Origin of the sequence: Neobacillus sp. YIM B06451, from assembly GCF_032667185.1 — a bacterium.
GTDB lineage: Bacteria > Bacillota > Bacilli > Bacillales > Cytobacillaceae > Bacillus_D.
The window spans coordinates 91,861-110,329 of record NZ_JAVFKJ010000004.1; the positions used below are offsets into that span (position 1 = coordinate 91,861).

General features: G+C 42.6%; 18 protein-coding genes. 17 read left to right on the forward strand and 1 reads right to left on the reverse strand.

Translation table 11 applies throughout. From position 1 onward, the window contains the following. The first annotated feature begins 24 nt into the window (after positions 1–24). The 5 genes from rlmD to RB160_RS10200 all read left to right on the forward strand — a co-directional run bounded on the left by rlmD (position 25) and on the right by RB160_RS10200 (position 4,701). Entirely contained in the window at positions 25–1,413 is a 1,389-nt protein-coding gene (rlmD, locus tag RB160_RS10180; protein WP_316570141.1) for a 23S rRNA (uracil(1939)-C(5))-methyltransferase RlmD, read from the forward strand. A 320-nt stretch (positions 1,414–1,733) separates the two neighbouring features. Further along, on the forward strand, positions 1,734–2,120 hold the full coding sequence (locus RB160_RS10185) for a hypothetical protein (RefSeq protein WP_316570142.1): 387 nt from the start codon (positions 1,734–1,736) through the stop codon (positions 2,118–2,120). Positions 2,121–2,140: 20 nt separating this feature from the next. Continuing rightward, on the forward strand, positions 2,141–2,647 hold the full coding sequence (locus RB160_RS10190; protein ID WP_316570143.1) for a GNAT family N-acetyltransferase: 507 nt from the start codon (positions 2,141–2,143) through the stop codon (positions 2,645–2,647). 276 nt (positions 2,648–2,923) lie between these two features. After that, positions 2,924–3,280, forward strand: a complete 357-nt coding sequence (locus RB160_RS10195; protein ID WP_316570144.1) for a hypothetical protein — start codon at positions 2,924–2,926, stop codon at positions 3,278–3,280. A 566-nt stretch (positions 3,281–3,846) separates the two neighbouring features. Beyond that, the gene (locus RB160_RS10200; protein ID WP_316570145.1) at positions 3,847–4,701 is read left to right on the forward strand and encodes a malate synthase; all 855 of its coding nucleotides are present in this window, start codon (positions 3,847–3,849) and stop codon (positions 4,699–4,701) included. 85 nt (positions 4,702–4,786) lie between these two features. On the opposite strand, the gene helD is transcribed toward RB160_RS10200, so the two are convergent. Next, complete coding sequence (helD, locus tag RB160_RS10205) at positions 4,787–7,123, reverse strand: RNA polymerase recycling motor HelD (protein ID WP_316570146.1); 2,337 nt, start codon at positions 7,121–7,123, stop codon at positions 4,787–4,789. A gap of 448 nt (positions 7,124–7,571) precedes the next feature. On the opposite strand from helD, the gene RB160_RS10210 reads away from it, so the two are divergent. From RB160_RS10210 to RB160_RS10265, 12 genes are all read left to right on the forward strand, one after another. Continuing rightward, positions 7,572–8,132, forward strand: coding sequence for a DUF4256 domain-containing protein (locus RB160_RS10210; RefSeq protein ID WP_396954701.1), 561 nt, complete (start codon positions 7,572–7,574; stop codon positions 8,130–8,132). Positions 8,133–8,312: 180 nt separating this feature from the next. Continuing rightward, positions 8,313–8,783 carry an inner membrane protein YiaA gene (gene yiaA, locus RB160_RS10215; RefSeq protein WP_316570147.1) on the forward strand — a complete coding sequence of 157 codons (471 nt, stop codon included), beginning with the start codon at positions 8,313–8,315 and terminating at the stop codon, positions 8,781–8,783. 142 nt (positions 8,784–8,925) lie between these two features. Beyond that, entirely contained in the window at positions 8,926–9,438 is a 513-nt protein-coding gene (locus RB160_RS10220) for a YehS family protein (RefSeq protein WP_316570149.1), read from the forward strand. Positions 9,439–9,661: 223 nt separating this feature from the next. Further along, positions 9,662–10,057, forward strand: coding sequence for a VOC family protein (locus RB160_RS10225; RefSeq protein ID WP_316570150.1), 396 nt, complete (start codon positions 9,662–9,664; stop codon positions 10,055–10,057). A 17-nt stretch (positions 10,058–10,074) separates the two neighbouring features. Next, positions 10,075–10,443 carry an MmcQ/YjbR family DNA-binding protein gene (locus tag RB160_RS10230; protein WP_316570151.1) on the forward strand — a complete coding sequence of 123 codons (369 nt, stop codon included), beginning with the start codon at positions 10,075–10,077 and terminating at the stop codon, positions 10,441–10,443. Between the two features lie 332 nt (positions 10,444–10,775). Further along, positions 10,776–12,374, forward strand: a complete 1,599-nt coding sequence (locus RB160_RS10235) for an ABC transporter substrate-binding protein (RefSeq protein ID WP_316570152.1) — start codon at positions 10,776–10,778, stop codon at positions 12,372–12,374. Positions 12,375–12,484: 110 nt separating this feature from the next. Further along, entirely contained in the window at positions 12,485–13,435 is a 951-nt protein-coding gene (locus tag RB160_RS10240) for an ABC transporter permease (protein ID WP_316570153.1), read from the forward strand. A gap of 4 nt (positions 13,436–13,439) precedes the next feature. Further along, positions 13,440–14,294, forward strand: coding sequence for an ABC transporter permease (locus RB160_RS10245; RefSeq protein ID WP_316570154.1), 855 nt, complete (start codon positions 13,440–13,442; stop codon positions 14,292–14,294). Between the two features lie 35 nt (positions 14,295–14,329). Further along, the gene (locus RB160_RS10250; RefSeq protein ID WP_316570156.1) at positions 14,330–15,328 is read left to right on the forward strand and encodes an ABC transporter ATP-binding protein; all 999 of its coding nucleotides are present in this window, start codon (positions 14,330–14,332) and stop codon (positions 15,326–15,328) included. Further along, complete coding sequence (locus tag RB160_RS10255; protein WP_316570157.1) at positions 15,321–16,298, forward strand: ABC transporter ATP-binding protein; 978 nt, start codon at positions 15,321–15,323, stop codon at positions 16,296–16,298. The genes RB160_RS10250 and RB160_RS10255 overlap by 8 nt, the downstream gene beginning before the upstream one ends. A 10-nt stretch (positions 16,299–16,308) precedes the next feature. After that, on the forward strand, positions 16,309–16,761 hold the full coding sequence (locus RB160_RS10260; RefSeq protein WP_316570158.1) for a hypothetical protein: 453 nt from the start codon (positions 16,309–16,311) through the stop codon (positions 16,759–16,761). 316 nt (positions 16,762–17,077) lie between these two features. Beyond that, complete coding sequence (locus RB160_RS10265; protein ID WP_316570160.1) at positions 17,078–18,466, forward strand: TldD/PmbA family protein; 1,389 nt, start codon at positions 17,078–17,080, stop codon at positions 18,464–18,466. Positions 18,467–18,469: the final 3 nt, after the last annotated feature.

Consider the following 18,469-nt stretch of genomic DNA (forward strand, 5'->3'; position numbering starts at 1 on the left):
GGAAAGTAAACGGAGTTGAACATCATGAAAAAAGAACAGGCAATTAAAATAGAACCAAAGCAAACCTTCCCGTTGACAATTAAAAGGCTTGGCATCAATGGGGAAGGCGTCGGCTATTTCAAAAGGCAGGTGGTCTTTGTCCCCGGCGCGCTTCCTGGTGAGGAAGTCGTCGTTGAAGCTACCAAAATCAATCCGAAGTTCGCTGAAGCCCGGATCAAAAAAATTCGTAAAAAGTCGCCTTACCGTGTGGCGCCGCCATGTCCGGTTTTTGAACAGTGCGGAGGCTGTCAGCTTCAGCATCTCAAGTATGAACGGCAGCTTGTCGAAAAGCGCGACATCGTTTTGCAGTCACTCGAGCGCCATACAAAGCTGAAACTTGAGGAAATCGACGTCCGCCCGATGATCGGTATGGAAGACCCGTGGGCTTATCGGAACAAAAGCAGCTTCCAGGTTGGCGTCGAAAAAGGCAAGGTTCTGGCTGGCTTATACGGACTTAACTCGCATAAGCTCATCAACATCGAGCAATGCGCCGTCCAGCATTCCGCGACAACTGATGCAACATTAAAGGTACGGCAAATTCTCCAGGATCTCCACATTCCAATTTATAATGAGAAGTCCCGCAAAGGAATCGTCAGAACGATCGTCACCCGTGTCGGCATCCAGTCCGAGGAGCTCCAGGTAGTCCTGATTACAACGCAAAAAGACATTCCTAAAAAGGAACTATTAATAGAAGAAATTAAGAAAAGGCTGCCCGGTGTTAAATCAATTGTCCAAAACATCAACGGGGAAAGAACTTCTTTGATTTTTGGAAAAGAAACCGCCACCTTGGCAGGAAGCGATTTTATCCAGGAAACACTCGGTGTTTTGCAGTTCGAGCTATCTGCCAGGACGTTCTTCCAATTGAATCCCGTCCAGACAGTAAAGCTGTACGATGAGGTGAAAAAAGCTGCTGAGTTGACCGGTGTGGAAAAAGTCGTCGACGCATACTGCGGAGTTGGAACGATTGGCCTTTGGGTCGCCGGCCAAGCAGGCGAAATCCGGGGAATGGACATCATCCCAGAATCGATTGAAGACGCAAAGAAAAACGCCGCCCGGCATGGCATAAAGCATGCAAATTATGTAACGGGCAAGGCGGAAGAATGGCTGCCAAAATGGACGAAGGAAGGCTGGCGCCCGGACGTCGTCATCGTCGACCCGCCGCGGACAGGCCTCGACCGCAAGCTGCTTGATACACTATTAAAGGTAAAACCAAAAAAGATTGTATATGTTTCCTGCAACCCATCAACTCTCGCGAGGGATATCCAGACTTTAAGCAAGGAGTTCAAAGTTGAGTACATACAACCGGTCGACATGTTCCCGCAGACGGCGCATGTTGAGTGCGTCTCGCAACTCATTTTAAAAGAAGGTAACTAACTTTATGGGTTACTACAAAGAATCATTCATTAGAACTTTGATAATAAGGAAGGTGTCTAACTAAAATAAGCAGTCCCTAGCCAAAATAAACATTACCGATTCAGATCCGGTTTTCGTGAAAATAAACATTTCCGAATTCCGGGTCTTTTTAATTCCTATTAAATTAATTATGCGATGTAAGACTTTTGCGTAATAATAGGTTGTCGAAATAGTGAAATAACAACTATTGTTTGTAATAAAATTTCTTTCTTGCCATTTATCAATTGGATTTATACTCCGAGTGTATTATGATAGGAGTATATAAGGAGTGAAGAATGCTCATGAATACGGAAAAAGTTAGTATTAACGTAAATGTTGTCGATATTGGGAAAATCGAGCTATTAATAGACAAAGGAATCTATACGAATAAAACCGACTTTATGATTAAAGCAATATCTAATGAATTGAATAAAAATGAATTTCATTTTGATAGAACAATCAGGGAATTGGAAAAGGATGTAGATATTCAAATCGGAAAGGTCAAATACGATACTGAAAAATTGAAGGAAATCAAAGCCTCGAATATGGGAATTAAGCTATACGTAATTGGAAGATTAACGATTGATGAGGATGTTTCCTTACAATTAGCAAAGGAAACTCTACTGAGTATAAAAGTATTTGGTCCATGTAAAATGTCAAAGGAATTAAAAGATTACTATAAACTATAATTAGTTAGGGATGGTTAACTATGTATTTATTAGAAACAGAACGCTTAAAATTTCGTCAGATGGAACATAACGATATCGAACTACTTATGGAAATTTTTGCTGACCCTATTGCAATGCAATATTATCCTTCCACTTATTCACGTGAAGCTGCAATGAAATGGATAAATTGGAACATACAAAGTTATGAAAAGCACGGTACAGGTCTCTGGATTTGCGAGTTAAAAGAAAATGACTTGTTTGTTGGCCAATGTGGTATCATTCCTCAAATTGTAGATGGCCAAGCAGAAATGGAAATTGGTTATCTATTAGTTAGAAAATGTTGGGGGCAAGGTTTCGCTACAGAGGCTGCACGAGGATTACTAGAATTTGGTTTTAACGAGCTAGGATTAACGAGAATAATAGCAACTATTTATCACAAAAACGCCCCTTCAATTAAAGTAGCGGAACGTATTGGAATGAAGTTCGAAAAAAGAACCTTCGTAGGAAAAAGTGATGATGTTATCTATTCAATTCATAAAAATGATTAGATACTGCGATTACCACGCAATCCACAAAACCCACTACTAATATAATTGATGTGGAAAGTGAGATTGCTGAGGTTTGTAAGGGATTTTCAGAGGTAGTAAAAAAAAAATAATTTATTAATCGAATTATTTATTCTGGTATCGCTTTGTCTTAATGGAAATTTATTTAGAAGTGTTATTACTATAGTTAAAAAATCTATATAGTAACACTATGGAGGTAAGTATGGTAAGAAGAATACGTGCTTTTGAAATTGAAGACAATACAAAAGTGGTTGCAATTTGGGGATTGAAGAATTAAAAAAAGTGGATCTTAGAGAAAATAACTATGAGCATGAAATAACAACAAAATATCATTCAAATCAAAATGCAATTCAAACTTTTTATAACTTAAAATTTAGGGATGCAGTGGAATTCAACATAGTTTTAAGTTTTGATCAACAAAGCCTGGCGATTGATTATCTACTAAAGCGTTGCCCACTTTTCTTAATTTATAATCAAGCTAGCAATGATCCTATTGCTGATATAAAGAGCTTTGCTAAGTATTCTGGTTTATTTGACGGAACGACAATATTAAGTCTCCCGGAACAAGTACTCAACGATATAAAAAAGTTTAAAGATATCTTTTTAAGCAATTAACCAACCATTTTTACTAAATCAGGCACGTCATTATACATAATTAAACTAATTTGCTATGGATGTTTATATTGAAATAAAACATCCATACTTTTTAAAATACTGATAAACTCGCCAACATCTACTTGTGTTGTCAATTACAGTCCACACATGTAGAGTGTGTCTCGCAGATAATATTAAGATAGTAAATGAGGCAAGAGCTATACACTCTTGCCTCTAATTTATTTTAGGATTGGTAAACCGAGAATGGATAATTGATGAAGTTATTTCAAATATGTAAATAGAATAAAATTTTCATTTTACCTCACGACAAAACATGTTGTCAACAATAAATTTGTGTTATTTTTGAATAAATGTTACAATAGTCTTACAATTGTTTTTTAATCGTATTCCGAATTCAGCTGTACTTTTTGCAGATAGAATTATGGATACGGTTTTTTTAATATCTTTTTTTTAAACGAAAAAAAAATCAAACAATTGTGTGAGCTTTAAAGGAATTTAGGTGAATAAAATTATCAATTTACTAACTAGTAGTAGTCGAGTTTTTATTTACAAGGAGGACTAGAATATTGAATCTAATCAATAAGAAAGTTACACACAAGCGTTTTGGCCTAGGTAGTATAGTGAAACATAATGATTCTCGTATTGTCATAAACTTCGCATCAGAAAATAAAAAGTTTGTTTTCCCCGATGTATTTGAAAAGCACCTAAAACTGCATGATAAAGTTGCTGCTAATTCACTCGAAAAAGTTATACAAAAAATGGAAGTCGAACGAAAAGAGGAAGAATGGAAGAAGGAAGAGGAAAAAAAGCTACAACAGAAAAAACTGGAGCTTCGCTGGGAACATGAAAAACTTATGAAAAATCATAAACTTCATCCTGAATCCCAAATGGTTTTTTGGTGTGACACAGAAGAACAGAATAATTCCTTTTCAGAATGGAAGGTTTTTTCAGGCGTATTAAAAAGTGGTAAAAACCAGGGGAAGCCAAATAAACCCATTCGCTTGCATCAAAATAGCGCTGTCCTGTTAACAACAAGAGATTCCAGTTTGCCTGAACAAGACAGGCGTATCTTAGGTGTCTATATGGTGAATGAAAACTTTATCGGTAAGCTTTGTGAAGATGGATTTATTCCCGCTCATTCAACATACAGACTCCAACTTACTGAAAAAGAGTCGGAACAGATGCTTTTCTGGAACTATTACGTAAATGAGAAATTGCCCCACAGAATAACATGGAATACAGGTAAATACCGTTATTTTGATAATTTATGGATGGCTCAAATTTTGCTTGATATCGTTTCGCTGAAAAGTGACCCGAAGGAACGAGAACTGGCACAACAATTTTTCGAACATTTTTGTAAAATGAATCAGATAACCGAGCAAGAGTTGCCAAAGCCTAATGGCGCTTTATTGCGTGTTTAGCCGTTAGCAAAAATTAATAACTTTAACGAAGTTTATTTTAGAAGAAGGCAACTAACCCGAATGGGAGTTGCCTTCTCTGTTTTCCTCAATTATCAATAAAACCTTCCCGTAAAGCGCTTTTCAAAAAAGAGCTTGGTTCACCTACGCTATAGAGCTGCAAAGAATGCATGGCCCTAGTGCAAATGGTATAGAAAACCCTCCGCAGGCTCTCATCCCCATATGTTTGCTGCGATGCATCATAAATGATGACGGCATCAAATTCGATTCCTTTTGATAAATAGGATGGGATGACCACTACTCCTTGTTCGTATTCAATTGAATTGCTCTTCAGGAGTTTAATATCAGCGATGCCAGCCAAGGCTTCAAAGGCACTTTCACTTTCCTCGGCAGATTTGCATATGATTGCAATGCTGCTATGCCCGAGTCCTCGCAGTTCAGCTACTTTGGCGGCAATGCAGCGGTGCAGCTCGGCGTGGTTCGCCAATTGAGTTAGGACAGGCCGCTCGCCGTCGCGTTCGAAAGGAATAATCCGATCACCGCCAGGGACGAGCCGGCGAGTAAATTCAATGATCGGTTTTGTGGATCGGTAGCTCCGTGCCATATTGATGACTTCTGTTTCTTCCGGCCCGTAAAGATTGGTGAGCATGTGGAAATCAACCGCTTCACTGGCATGGGCAAATATTGCCTGATTAAAGTCGCCAAGAACAGTCATCTTTGCCGACGGGAATAATCGCTTCAAGAATTCGAATTGAAACGGTGAATAATCCTGTGCCTCGTCAATGACTATATGTTTAATCGAACTGTTCGTCTGAAAGCCTTGAATTAACTCTTTTAAAAATAAATACGGAGTAGCGTCTTCATAGTATAAGTTGCCTTCTTCCAGCGCTTCCAGTGTCAATCGGCAAATATCCGTCCATTCCGGCGGTGCTTCCCCCTCCAACCACTGTTCGATTTGCAAAGGGTCAGCAAATAGTTGTTTGTACATCCCCTTGATGTCAATGAAACGAAAAGCCCGGATTCGATTTCGGATCGGCTTTAATTTCCTGCTTACGATCAATTGGGCAAGCCCTTCGTACTCCATTTCATAATTGATAGCCGCTTCCCCTTTAAATCCTCGTTTTTTCGCTAAATATTTGTAAGCCTTATGGTATTCCTCGTTGCTTAGCAGCTCGATTTCCTCTTGGACCCATGGCTTAGCCCGTTCGAGTTTTTCGGCTTCGTCTAGTTTCTTCATCAGCCAATCCTTCAACTTTTCAAGCCTGTTATGGAATCGAAGTGAGGTGTCGCTGTTATAAAACCTTTTTGCGATTTGTTGAGATGTAACAATCGGCTTTCCTCTAAAGGAGATGCCAGTGAATAGCATTCCGGATTGCCCGAGCGCCTCCCGATATGATTTGATTGCCTCAAAAAAGCGGGTGGATGCCTTGAATTGGATGCCAGCAATCCTTGGCTTGTATGAAGGGGCATTTACCGAAGTTAAAACATATTCCAGTTGCTCATACGGATTTTCAATTTGAAAATCTTTTCCAAGCCGATGGATCAAATATTCCTGGAATGTTACCTGTTGCATATTCTCTTCGCCGAGTTCCGGCAACACATTGGACACGTAACTATTGAACATCGAATTAGGTGAAAAAAGAATTATTTGATCGGCATTCATTCGATCCCGATATTTATAGAGCAAATAGGCAATCCGCTGCATGGCGGCCGATGTCTTTCCACTGCCGGCTGCGCCGTGTACAATGAGCAGCCGCCCGCGATCATGGCGGATAATCCTGTTTTGCTCCTGTTGAATGGTAGCGACGATATTGTGCATATATTTGTCAGTACCTTTGCCCAGCACCTTCTGTAAAATTTCATCTCCGATTGTTAGGCTCGTATCAAACATGGATAGAAGCTCGCCGCCCCTGATTAGATATTGCCATTTTTTCTCCAATACACCATTGATAACTCCCCCGGGCGTAGCATACTTAGCCGGACCTGGCTGGTAGTCGTAGTAAACACTAGAGACAGGCGCCCTCCAGTCGTAGACAAGAAAATTTTCACCACTATTATCCGTCAGTGTGGAGATTCCAATGTAAATCTGTTCCTGAGCCGGATCATCGTCTTCGATGAAATCGATTCGGCCAAAGTAGGGAATTTCCGCCATACGGCGCAGCGCGGATAATCTCCTCGAAGCATGCCTGTGGGTACTTTGGCTAACGGCGAGAGACTGGGCTTCTTGCCGTAAGCCGATAATCGTTTCAAGGTAATCATCAAAGGTATCCGTATTGACCTTGATTTCGTCCCAAAAGTGTTTGCGGATGTGAATGACTTCATTTCGATGCTGGGTAGTTTCACCCTCCAACCTGCTGATTTGCTCCTTAATGGTATTCATTACACAGTCGACTCGGTTTTGTTCCCGTTGAAATTCCGAATTCACAGCAAACACTCCTTTTAAAAAAATAATGATTAGGGGTTGACTCTTGATGGGGCTAGGGTGTATAATTATAATAGGGGTAAATAGGTACTTATAATAAATTCGAGTGGCTATCTATATAAATTTACCACGCTTTTTTACTTTTTTCAATGGGACGGACAACTTCTTTGCTCGTCTTTTTAAAATTTATTAACTTACTGCTAAAACATACATACTTTAGATCGCCAAAAAAGAAACCCTTCATGCTATCAGTTATGAAGGGTTTCTTTTTTGTAAAACGATTTATGTGTTAAAATCATCTCGACATATTAAAACAGGAAAGATGTTTAGGGGTAAAAATCAAGAAATTCGGACAAGACTGAAATGATTAACCAGATTGGTTCGTGTGTTTTTACCCGGATGGTGAAGTAATAGTAACAAAACGCAAAATATAGTAAACGAGGAGATTAGTATGGAAAATAAAAATTTGGCCTCAGAACAACGTGAACAACTGCTTGAGACATTGAAAGCCCGTTTTGAAAAAAACATGGATCGCCATAAATGTCTTGATTGGTCCAAAGTACAGGAAAAGTTGGAAATGCATCCTGAAAAGCTGTGGTCGTTAAATGAAATGGAAAATACCGGTGGTGAACCGGATGTTGTTGGTTATGATGAAAAAGCGGATGAATACATATTTTATGATTGTTCGGCGGAAAGCCCCAAAGGCCGTAGAAGTGTTTGCTACGACCGGGAAGCGCTTGAGTCAAGGAAGCAGCATAAACCACAAACGAGTGCTATGGACTTGGCTGCTGAGATTGGGATTGAGATTCTAACAGAAGAACAATACCGGGAGCTGCAGGAACTTGGAAGTTTTGATATGAAAACATCCAGCTGGGTGAAAACACCTGAGAATATTAGAAAACTTGGCGGGGCAATCTTTTGTGATCGCCGCTACGATACTGTGTTCGTTTACCATAATGGAGCAGAATCCTATTATGCCGCCAGAGGTTTCCGTGGGTCATTGAGGGTTTAATTTTTGTGTGGCAGGCTGCCTGGTGAAGTAGCAGAGGTACCAATATCCAATCTTTTTCATAGTAAAGAAAAATATCTACCCTTTGTTAGAATTTTCTATATAATGGATTTATGTAGGAGCACTCCAGTGAATCTGCGGTGCTCCATTCTAATTAGAGAAAAAGATGGGGGCGAACATTCAATGGCTAATGATCCTGAAGTTTTAACGGATAAAGGGAGACAGCCTGATGTAAAAAAGAAAGTGGAGCGGAAAGAAGGGGAACCGACTCCGGCTTTTGTGGGGGCTTCCTGGGCAGCGCTTTTAGTCGGAGTTACCGCTTATCTTATCGGCTTATGGAATGCGGGGATGCAGCTGAATGAAAAGGGTTATTACTTTGCTGTTTTGGTATTCGGCCTTTATTCCGCGGTATCACTGCAAAAAGCGGTAAGGGATAAGGATGAAGGAATTCCTGTAACGAACATTTATTATGGCATCAGTTGGTTTGCACTTATTGTAGCGATTTCATTAATGGCGATCGGTTTATACAATGCGGGAAGTATTGATTTAAGCGAAAAGGGCTTTTATGGGATGTCGTTTGTCCTTAGCCTATTTGCTGCCATCACGATCCAGAAGAACATCCGCGATACGCAGAGGGTTAGGGAAAGAGACTGATTCTTATTTTAAAAATACAATGGTATTCGAATGCAGGTATTCGGATACCATTTGTCTTTATGAGGATAATTGCTGAAGTAGAATTCTGAAGGCTGGTTGAGTCATAATAGAAGAAACAGGAACGGACACAGGAGGTCTTTCGTTGGAAAACAATGATATTTTAATCAGAGTTCGATATGCGCTAGATATTAAAGATAATGATATGGTGAAAATCTTTAAACTGGGCGGCCTTGAAGTCTCCAGGGATGAAGTCAAAAAGATGCTTACGAAAATGGGGGACAGCTACAAGGATGAAGCTGTTCTTGAGGAAGACGACAGTATAAAAATCAATAACAGCAAGCTTGAGTCCTTTTTGAACGGCCTGATTATTTTTAAAAGAGGGCCTCAGGAACAAAAGCCCGGACAGCCTGACCAAACCCAAGCACCGTTAAAGAGCAATGAACCTGTAAACAATATACTTATAAAGAAACTGAAAATCGCCCTCGCATTAACAAGTGAGGACATGATCGATATTTTGGCAATGGCCGGAGTTACGATCACAAAAGGAGAGCTTGGTGCGTTATTGCGGAAAAAAGGCCATAAAAATTATAAGGAATGCGGGGACAAATATGCCCGGAATTTTTTAAAAGGATTGGCTATAAAATATAGAGGTTAAGGGCGAAGTGCTCGAATAAAAATAAGTGTCTGTTATACCCGAATGTTATCTATTCTAGAGGGATATCCCGGGTTGTGGCAGGCGCTTTTGTTATTGAAGCGGATGAAAACATCTATATTATTCTGAATATTGTATATATTCGTTGGCTTGGCGGTTATAATTTATGTAGCAACTTGAAAAACGTATATGGCAGTAAAAATTTATAAAAAGCGGGTGCTTAGTTATGGGAAGATTAATTCATTTCGAAATTCATGTTGATGAGATGGAGCGAGCAAAAAAGTTTTATGGCGAGGTTTTTGGATGGACATTTGAGGATTGGAGCGAGTATGCGGGTATGCCTTATTTTGGGGCAGTGACCGGCAATGAAGGTGAACTAGGCATCAATGGTGCATTAATGAAGCGACAAGGTGCCCGACCTGAGTCGAACCAAGCGATGAACGGCTATGCCTGTACAATGGGAGTGGAAGATTACGATTCCACTGAGGCTAAAATTCTAGAGAATGGCGGCCAGGTCGCAATGCCGAAATACGCCCTGCCTGGAATGGCTTGGCAAGGCTACTACCTAGATACCGAGGGCAATATATTCGGAATCCATCAGCCGGATGCTAATGCAAAATAGGATTCGGTGAATAAGACATGATTTCACAAGAAAACGCAGGCATGTTAGAAACTCTGCGCACAATCTGCCTTGCTCTGCCCGAAGCGGTTGAAATTGTTGACGGATTCGGCCACAAGACGTTTAAAGTCAATGGAAAATCATTCGTAATTTCAGGTGAAAGCGAAAAGGGATTCAATGTGTCTTTCAAGTCGGACCGGGAATCCCAGGAATTGTTGCTTCAGAAAGAGCATTTTTTTAAAACTCCATACATAGGGCATCATGGCTGGGTTTCCATCCAAAATCCTGCTGGGGAACACTGGAACGAATTGGCCAGCCTTATTCAGGAAGCCTATTTGCACGCGGCACCAAAGCGTTTAGTCAAGCAGTGGATGGAGTCACATAATTAAGTGAGGAAAGGTGGGACACTCTCACCTTTCTTTTTTTCGCGCTTCAGATACAATTCGGCAAAATCACCGTGAGTAGAGCATAAAGATTGAATAAGCCAAATAAGATTAATGTATCTACTTTATCAATACATATCTAAGGTTATTAACGGAAATACAGATTCGGAAGATATTGTGAAGAGTTTAATATATTGTAAATTTAGTGATATAGTGAATAAAGTTCCAATACAAAGACAGATTGACTTCTATTTCTTGTGGTGATAGATTATTCTTATTGGAAAACTAGGGATTAAGATTTAGATAGGAAAATCAATAGATTCATAGGAGGCAAAAAAATGAATAAAAGATTAGTATCTTTATCCGCCTTGATTTTAGCATTGTTGCTAACTTTGGCAGCTTGCTCGGGTGATAAAGATTCATCAAAACCATCTGGCGGGAATGAAAGCAAAGGTACCGCTAAAGAAGGCGGAACATTGACGATTGCGGTTTCCGACAACCCCCAGGTGATGAACCCGCTGTATGCAAATGACCGCGTTACACTTACAGTCCAGCAGGCGCTTTATGCCCCTCTTTATTTTATGGAGGATGGCGGCAAAAAGAAGTTTGTCCTGGCAGAGAGCTTCGAACCGTCAGAGGACCAACTGACATGGACATTGAAATTAAAAGACAATTTGAAATGGCATGATGGCCAAAAGATTACAGCGGATGACATTGTGTTTACTATTGATTCAATTCTGGATGAAAAACAGAGCAGTTCCATTCGCGGCAGCCTTGTTTTCGATGGCCAGCCTTTAAAAGTGGAAAAAGTGGATGAATTAACAGTAAAGTTCATCCTGCCACAGGTAACTGCTTCCTTTGAAGGGGCATTGAACGACTTCTTCCCGATTCCTAAGCATGTTTTTGAAGGGGAGACCGATTTGATGAAGAGTGAAAAGAACCAGGCGCCAGTCGGCTCCGGTCCTTTCAAATTCAAGGAGTTCAAATCGGACCAATATGTTCAGCTCGACCGTTTCGATGATTATTTTGCAGGAAAGGCGAAGTTGGATTCCATCGTTTACAGGGTTGTAAAGGATCCAAACACTGCGAATATTTCCCTTCAAAATGGCGAAGTCAACATGAGGCTTATCGACCCACAAGATTATAAGAAGCTGGATGCAACAGGGAAGTTCAATATGCATCGATTCCCTGAAGGCCGACTCTTTTACATGGCGTTCAACCTGAACAGCAAGGCTGTCCAAAGCAAGGAACTTCGCCAGGCTGTCGCCCATGCGCTTGATAAAAAGGAACTGATTGATTCAGCGTTTATTTCGGCTGATTTTGCGGAGCCTGCTGCTTCGGTCCTGACTCCTGATACAATGCACCACACCCAGGAGATTACGACATATGAATATAGCCAGTCGAAAGCAAAAGAGCTTTTGAAAAAAGGCGGTATTAAAGAAGGGCATACACTCCGTGTAATTTACGCAAACAACAATAAAATCATGGAAAGCCTGGCGCTTTATACTCAGCAGAAGCTTCAGGAAATTGGCTTGAAGGTGGAGCTGACGCCGATGGATCCAAGTGCGTATGGCCAGAAGACACTGGATATGGCAACCACTGATTATGATATCAGCTTTGGCGGATACATTATGGGGCCAGAGCCGGACGTCTATAAGTCACTATTCCAGAGCGATGCTGCATACAACTTTGCCCGTTATAAAAACGCTGAATTCGATCAGCTTTGGGATAAAGCGGCAGTAGAAACGGATAAAGAAAAGCGTGCTGATTTATACAAGCAAATCCAGGAAACCGTTGCCCAGGACGTTCCTTATTTACCGCTAGCCTATCCAAAGGCAAGCCTTGCAGTTGATAAGAAATTTGGCGGCATCGAGGAAGCAAAACTGATTCCTGTTACTATGGTTGAAGATCTCTCGAAAATTTATCAAGTTGAATAGTCCTTTTGCGAAAAAGCTGATAAAAGCATCAGCTTTTTTGCAGTTTTAATACGTATGGGCGGTACTCAGCCTGCCAAAGGGCTTTTGGCGTTCCATAAGGAGGTACACGCGTGAAAAGAATAATAGTGAAGAGGCTGCTCAATGCGATTCCGCTCTTGATCATCATTTCCATGATAGCCTTCCTTCTTATCAAACTGGCCCCGGGTGACCCGGTGAGGAGCTTTGTTACTCCGGATATGGCTCCTGAAGATGTAGAGCGAATACGCAAAAGCCTCGGTCTCGATAAGCCGATCTATATTCAGTATTTTTTATGGCTTCAAAATATTGTGGTCGGAAATTTTGGCTATTCCCTGATTACTAAGCGCCCCGTCCTGGATATGATTCTCGAGCGCCTGCCCGCAACAGTCGGGCTGATGGGGGTTTCGCTTATCGTAACTTTGATTATTGCCATTCCCCTCGGACTGTTTACGGCAGTGAAAAAGAATTCGCTCTTTGACCGCATTGCAAATTTAATCTCGTATATAGGGATATCCATCCCAATTTTCTGGTTTGCCTTAATGCTGATTTACCTGTTTTCGCTCAAATGGGGGTTGCTCCCAAGCATGGGGATGCGTACGGTTGGCAGCGATTCTGCGTGGGATATCATCAAACACGGAATCCTTCCTTGTACGGTCCTCGCTTTTCAGAATGTATCAGTCTATATGAGGTATATCCGTTCGAGTACCATTCATCAGTTGGAAGAGGATTATGTCCATATCCAGTACGCTTATGGGGCCAGCAAGACCACTGTTCTGTTCCGCCATGTCCTGAGGAATGTCCTTTTACCAATCATTACAATTATCGGATTGTCGATACCTGGGCTGGTCGGGGGTGCGTTCATTACAGAGACTGTCTTTTCGTGGCCGGGACTGGGGCTTTTGGGCGTCACTTCGATTTTCTCATTCGATTATCCCGTGATTATGGCCATTACCCTGTTTTCTTCATTAATGCTTGTGATCGGGAACTTGTTTGCGGACATCCTCTACAGTGTTGTCGATCCACGGATAAGGCTAAGGGGGTAAGCCAATGAACAAGAGAAGATGGAATAATGTTAAAAAAGAACTGGTAAAAAACAAATTTGCCTTGATGGCCCTGATAATACTTATACTCTTTTCAATTCTTTCGCTGTTTGCGTTTTTGTCGCCATTTGATCCTAATAAAATGTCAATACCGGATCGTCTGCAGCCTCCAAGCGGCGAGCATCTTTTTGGAACGGATGATTACGGCCGGGATTACTTAACCCGGGCGCTTTATGGCGGCCGAGTGTCGCTCGCGGTAGGTTTTCTTTCCATGGTTGTCGCAGTCACTGTTGGGACAGCGGTTGGTACCATTTCGGGTTATTTCGGCGGCTGGATTGATAATATCCTGATGAGGCTTGTGGAAGTGCTGATGTCAATTCCATCCTTTTTCCTCATGCTGATTTTAAATGCCTATATGAAACCAGGAATTAAGACGCTCGTCATTATTATCGGCTTGATGACCTGGATGGAGATATCGAGAATTGTAAGGTCCGAGACGCTTTCGGTAAAAGAACGGGAGTATGTCATGTACGCAAAAGCGTCTGGCCAGTCGTCCGTGTTTATTATCTTAAAGCATATTATCCCGAATATCGCATCAACCATTATCATTGCCGGTACCCTTAACATCGCGACCGCTATATTGATGGAGTCCTCCTTAAGCTTTCTTGGACTGGGCGTCCAGCAGCCGAACTCATCTTGGGGCAGCATGCTGAATAATGCCCAAGGGTATATCGGAGATGCCTGGCACCTGACGTTGTTCCCGGGATTTTTAATTTTATTTACCGTCCTAAGCTTTAATGTCCTTGGAAATGTCCTTCGTGTCGCATTCGAGCCAAATGGAACAATGCTGCAAAAAAAATAACGCATATGTGTTTTAAATAAAGGGGAGTAACCAAAGTGCCAGAGAAGCTTCTTGAAATCGAAAACTTAAAAACCTCTTTTTACACAGAAGCAGGGGAAGTTCAGGCAGTCCGTGGTGTTGGCTTCAGCTTGAAAAAGGGGGAAGTGTACGGGATTGTCGGGGAGTCTGGAAGCGGAAAAAGCGTCATGGCTAAATCAATTATCTCTCTTATTCAGCCCCCGGGAAAAATAAAGGAAGGATCGATCCGGCTTCGCGGCGAAAATCTTCTGCTAAAAAAAGAAAAAGATCTGCAAAAAATTCGCGGCAATGAAATCGCGATGATTTCGCAGGACCCGATGTCCGCGCTAAATCCTGTTGTCAAAATCGGCAAGCAATTGACTGAAGTAATCATCCGCCACCGCCGTGTCGGGAAAAAGGAAGCCTACCTAATCGCGGCGCAATTGCTCCGCCAGGTAGGAATATCTTCTCCCGAAGAACGGCTCCAACAATACCCGCACGAATTGAGCGGCGGGATGAAACAGCGAATCATGATTGCGATGGCGATCAGTTGCCGTCCCGAGGTATTGATCGCGGATGAACCGACAACCGCGCTCGATGTGACGATTCAGGCCCAAATTCTTGATTTAATGAGGGATTTAAGAGAAAAGGAAAACATGGCGATATTGCTGATCACACACGATCTTGGCGTGGTTGCGCAGAACTGTGAACGGGTTCTCGTCATGTACGGCGGACTTATTATGGAAGAAGGACCGGTAAAGGACCTTTTTCAAAATCCGAAGCATCCGTATACAGAAGGATTGCTAAAGTCGCTGCCAAAACGTTCGGATACTGGAAAAGAAAGGCTCGTCCCGATACAGGGAACTCCCCCAAATCTGCTGAATCCTCCGAAGGGCTGCCCGTTTGCCGGACGATGCCCTTATACGATGGGGATATGCGAGGAAAAGATGCCGCCTTATTTTGATGCCGGTGAAGGAAGGCGGACAATGTGTTGGCTTCACGACGACAGCGGAATAGAAGGTGAAGTTCATGAGTGAGACAATTTTGGAAGTAAAGGATCTTAAAAAATACTATCCGGTCAAAGGCGGAATTCTTGGACGGAACCAACAGTATCTGAAGGCTGTCGACGGTGTAAGTTTTTCTATTCAAAAAGGGGAAACGTTCGGCCTTGTTGGTGAGTCCGGCTGCGGGAAATCGACGGTTGGCAGAAGCATCATTAGGCTCCATGATATTACCTCGGGGAACATTTATTTCGATGGGAATGATATTGCTTCTTTAAAAGAGAAGGACCTTAAGAAGTACCGCCGGCGAATGCAGGCTGTTTTTCAGGACCCTTATGCATCGCTCAATCCGACCATGAATGTATTCGAATTGATCAGTGAACCTATGAAAATTCATAGTTCTTCATCTGTTGCGGAACGGAAGGAAATCATTTTAGACCTCCTCGAGCGGGTCGGCCTAAAGGAGGATCATTTATACCGCTATCCGCATGAGTTCAGCGGCGGGCAGCGCCAGCGTGTGAGTATCGCTAGGGCGCTTTCGGTCCGGCCTGATTTCATCCTGTGTGATGAACCGATTTCCGCCCTCGATGTTTCAGTTCAGGCTCAGGTGGTCAATATGCTTGAGGATATCCAGCAGGATACAGGTGTGACATACTTGTTCATTGCCCATGACCTGTCAATGGTCCGGCACATCTCAAGCCGAATCGGCGTCATGTATTTAGGCAATATGGTTGAAATCGCCGAAAGCAACGAGCTATACAAAAACCCTTTGCATCCTTATACACAGGCGCTTCTATCGGCAATTCCGGAACCGGATACGACAAAGGCAGCCCGGGAGCGCATCATTCTGAAAGGCGAGGTGCCAAGCCCTTTGAATTCGCCATCAGGTTGTAAGTTCCGCACGCGGTGCCCGTATGCCATGGAGATTTGTGCCGAAGTTGAACCGCCAATGTTGGATGCCGGAGAAGGCCATCAAGTTGCTTGTTATCTATATGGAGAAAAATAGGGGAGGGAAAATGATGCAAAAAGAGCGGCTTGCTTTGAACCATGCGCTGATGATTGAGATGGTTCGCTCGAATGGCGTTCACGACAGTGACATCCTGCAAATGCTTGAAAATGAGAATTCTACAGAGTTTGAGAGATTTGGAGAAGGAATCCCGGATTGGCAGACGCTGATTGATTTTTACAATAACAATCCTGGGAGAATCAGAAATGCTATCCTAAAAGGCTACAGAATCACCTTTTTGACAAAAGGCGCGCTGAAGTCGCTCCTCGGGATTAAGTTCGGGCTGGAAAGAGATGTCGCATTCCGGGACGGCGGATTTTACCTTGGTCAGGTGAGGCTGTCCGGAAATCAGGTGAATGAACTCAAAGAGATTATCTCCGCCAACTGGCAGGTAATCGAAGAACTCCAAAACGATGGAATGTATGAACTGAGAATTGCCTTGGTGAATCCTCCAGGTGAATAGAAGGATGGAATTGACCGCGCAGATTAGAATGGCTTCCAGAAATGGGCTAACGGGGCTCGGCCTCTCCCTTACCCAATGGATTGACTCTTCCTAAACGGCACCATCTCGGTTGAAAGTGAACCGGGAAAGGGGAGTGAATTCATGTTACAATTTCAATTTTTCTTTAGCAACTGCCACTGGTATAGGTGGCAGTTTTTTTGTGCCCGAAAACAGGTATGGAAGTTTTAACCTAATTTTAGAGGAATAACATTTGGCAAGAACGAATATTCAATTAAAGTGGATTCCAAGCAATTATTTTTAATAGCGGGAGGTTTATATGCTAAGTAAACATGTAATCGAAGAGGTGCTTTCGGTAGCTTTAACAACAGGCGGGGATTTTTCTGAAATTTTTATTGAAGACCGATTTACTAATAACCTTACCTTCCAGAGCGGGAAAATTGAAACAGCCTTGTCCGGACGTGATTTTGGTGTTGGCATCAGGGTATTTAAAGGCTTACGGAGCATCTATGCATATACAACCGATTTCAGCAGGGAAGGCCTTTTAAAAGCAGCAGCCAATGCCGCCCAGGCGATTAAAGGTGAATCGGTGGCCAGGCTTGCCCCATTTGTCAGCCAGGCTGCAGACTCTATTCATCCAATTCAGATTATGCCCCGGGATGTCGGAAAATCACGCAAGGCGGAAATCCTACATAACGCGTTTGAGAAAACAAAAAACTATCATTCTTCGATTTCACAGGTAACCGTCCGGTATATGGATGAGGAGCAAAATGTACTGATTGCCAACTCGGAAGGTACTTTCATTGAAGATAAGCGGGTTCGGTCAAGGCTGGCAATTCAAGCTGTAGCCGTTCGGGGAAATCAAATGGAGTCTGGATTTTATGGTCCTGGCGCCCATCAGGGATTCGAATTCTATGAAAACCTCAATCTTGATCATTATACAAATGAAGCGGCTCGCATTGCGGTGACAAAACTGGATGCAATTCCATGCCCAAGCGGGAAATTCCCTGTCATCATTGATAATGAATTCGGCGGGGTTATTTTTCACGAAGCCTGCGGCCATGGTCTTGAAGCCACGTCCGTGGCCAAAAACACGTCGGTGTTTGCCAATCGGATTGGCGAGCGGGTTGGGCCGGAAATTGTTTCTTATATCGATGACGGAACGCTTCCGAATGAGTGGGGTCCCCTCAATATTGACGACGAAGGGGAAAAAGCGCGCAAAAATGTGCTGATTGAAAATGGCATTTTAAAAGGATACTTGATTGATAAATTTAACGGTCGGCGTATGGGAATGGCCTCAACTGGTTCCGGAAGAAGGGAATCCTTCCGATTCGCGCCGACTTCAAGGATGACGAATACGTATATTGCCCCTGGTAGCTCAACTCCTGAAGAAATCCTTTCTGCTACCGAACATGGCATTTACGCAAAGTATATGGGCGGCGGGCAGGTAAATCCGGCAACCGGCGATTACAACTTTGCGGTCATGGAAGCGTATGAAGTGAAAAACGGGAAACTAGGCCGGCCGCTAAAAGGGGCTACCCTGATTGGTAATGGCCCTAAAACGCTTCAAATGGTTGATATGGTTGGCAACAATTTGAGCCATGGGGCCGGGATGTGCGGTTCACTGAGTGGAAGCATCCCGGTAAACGTTGGCCAGCCGACAATCCGAGTCAGTGAAATTACAGTCGGCGGGACTAAGGGGGAATAGACG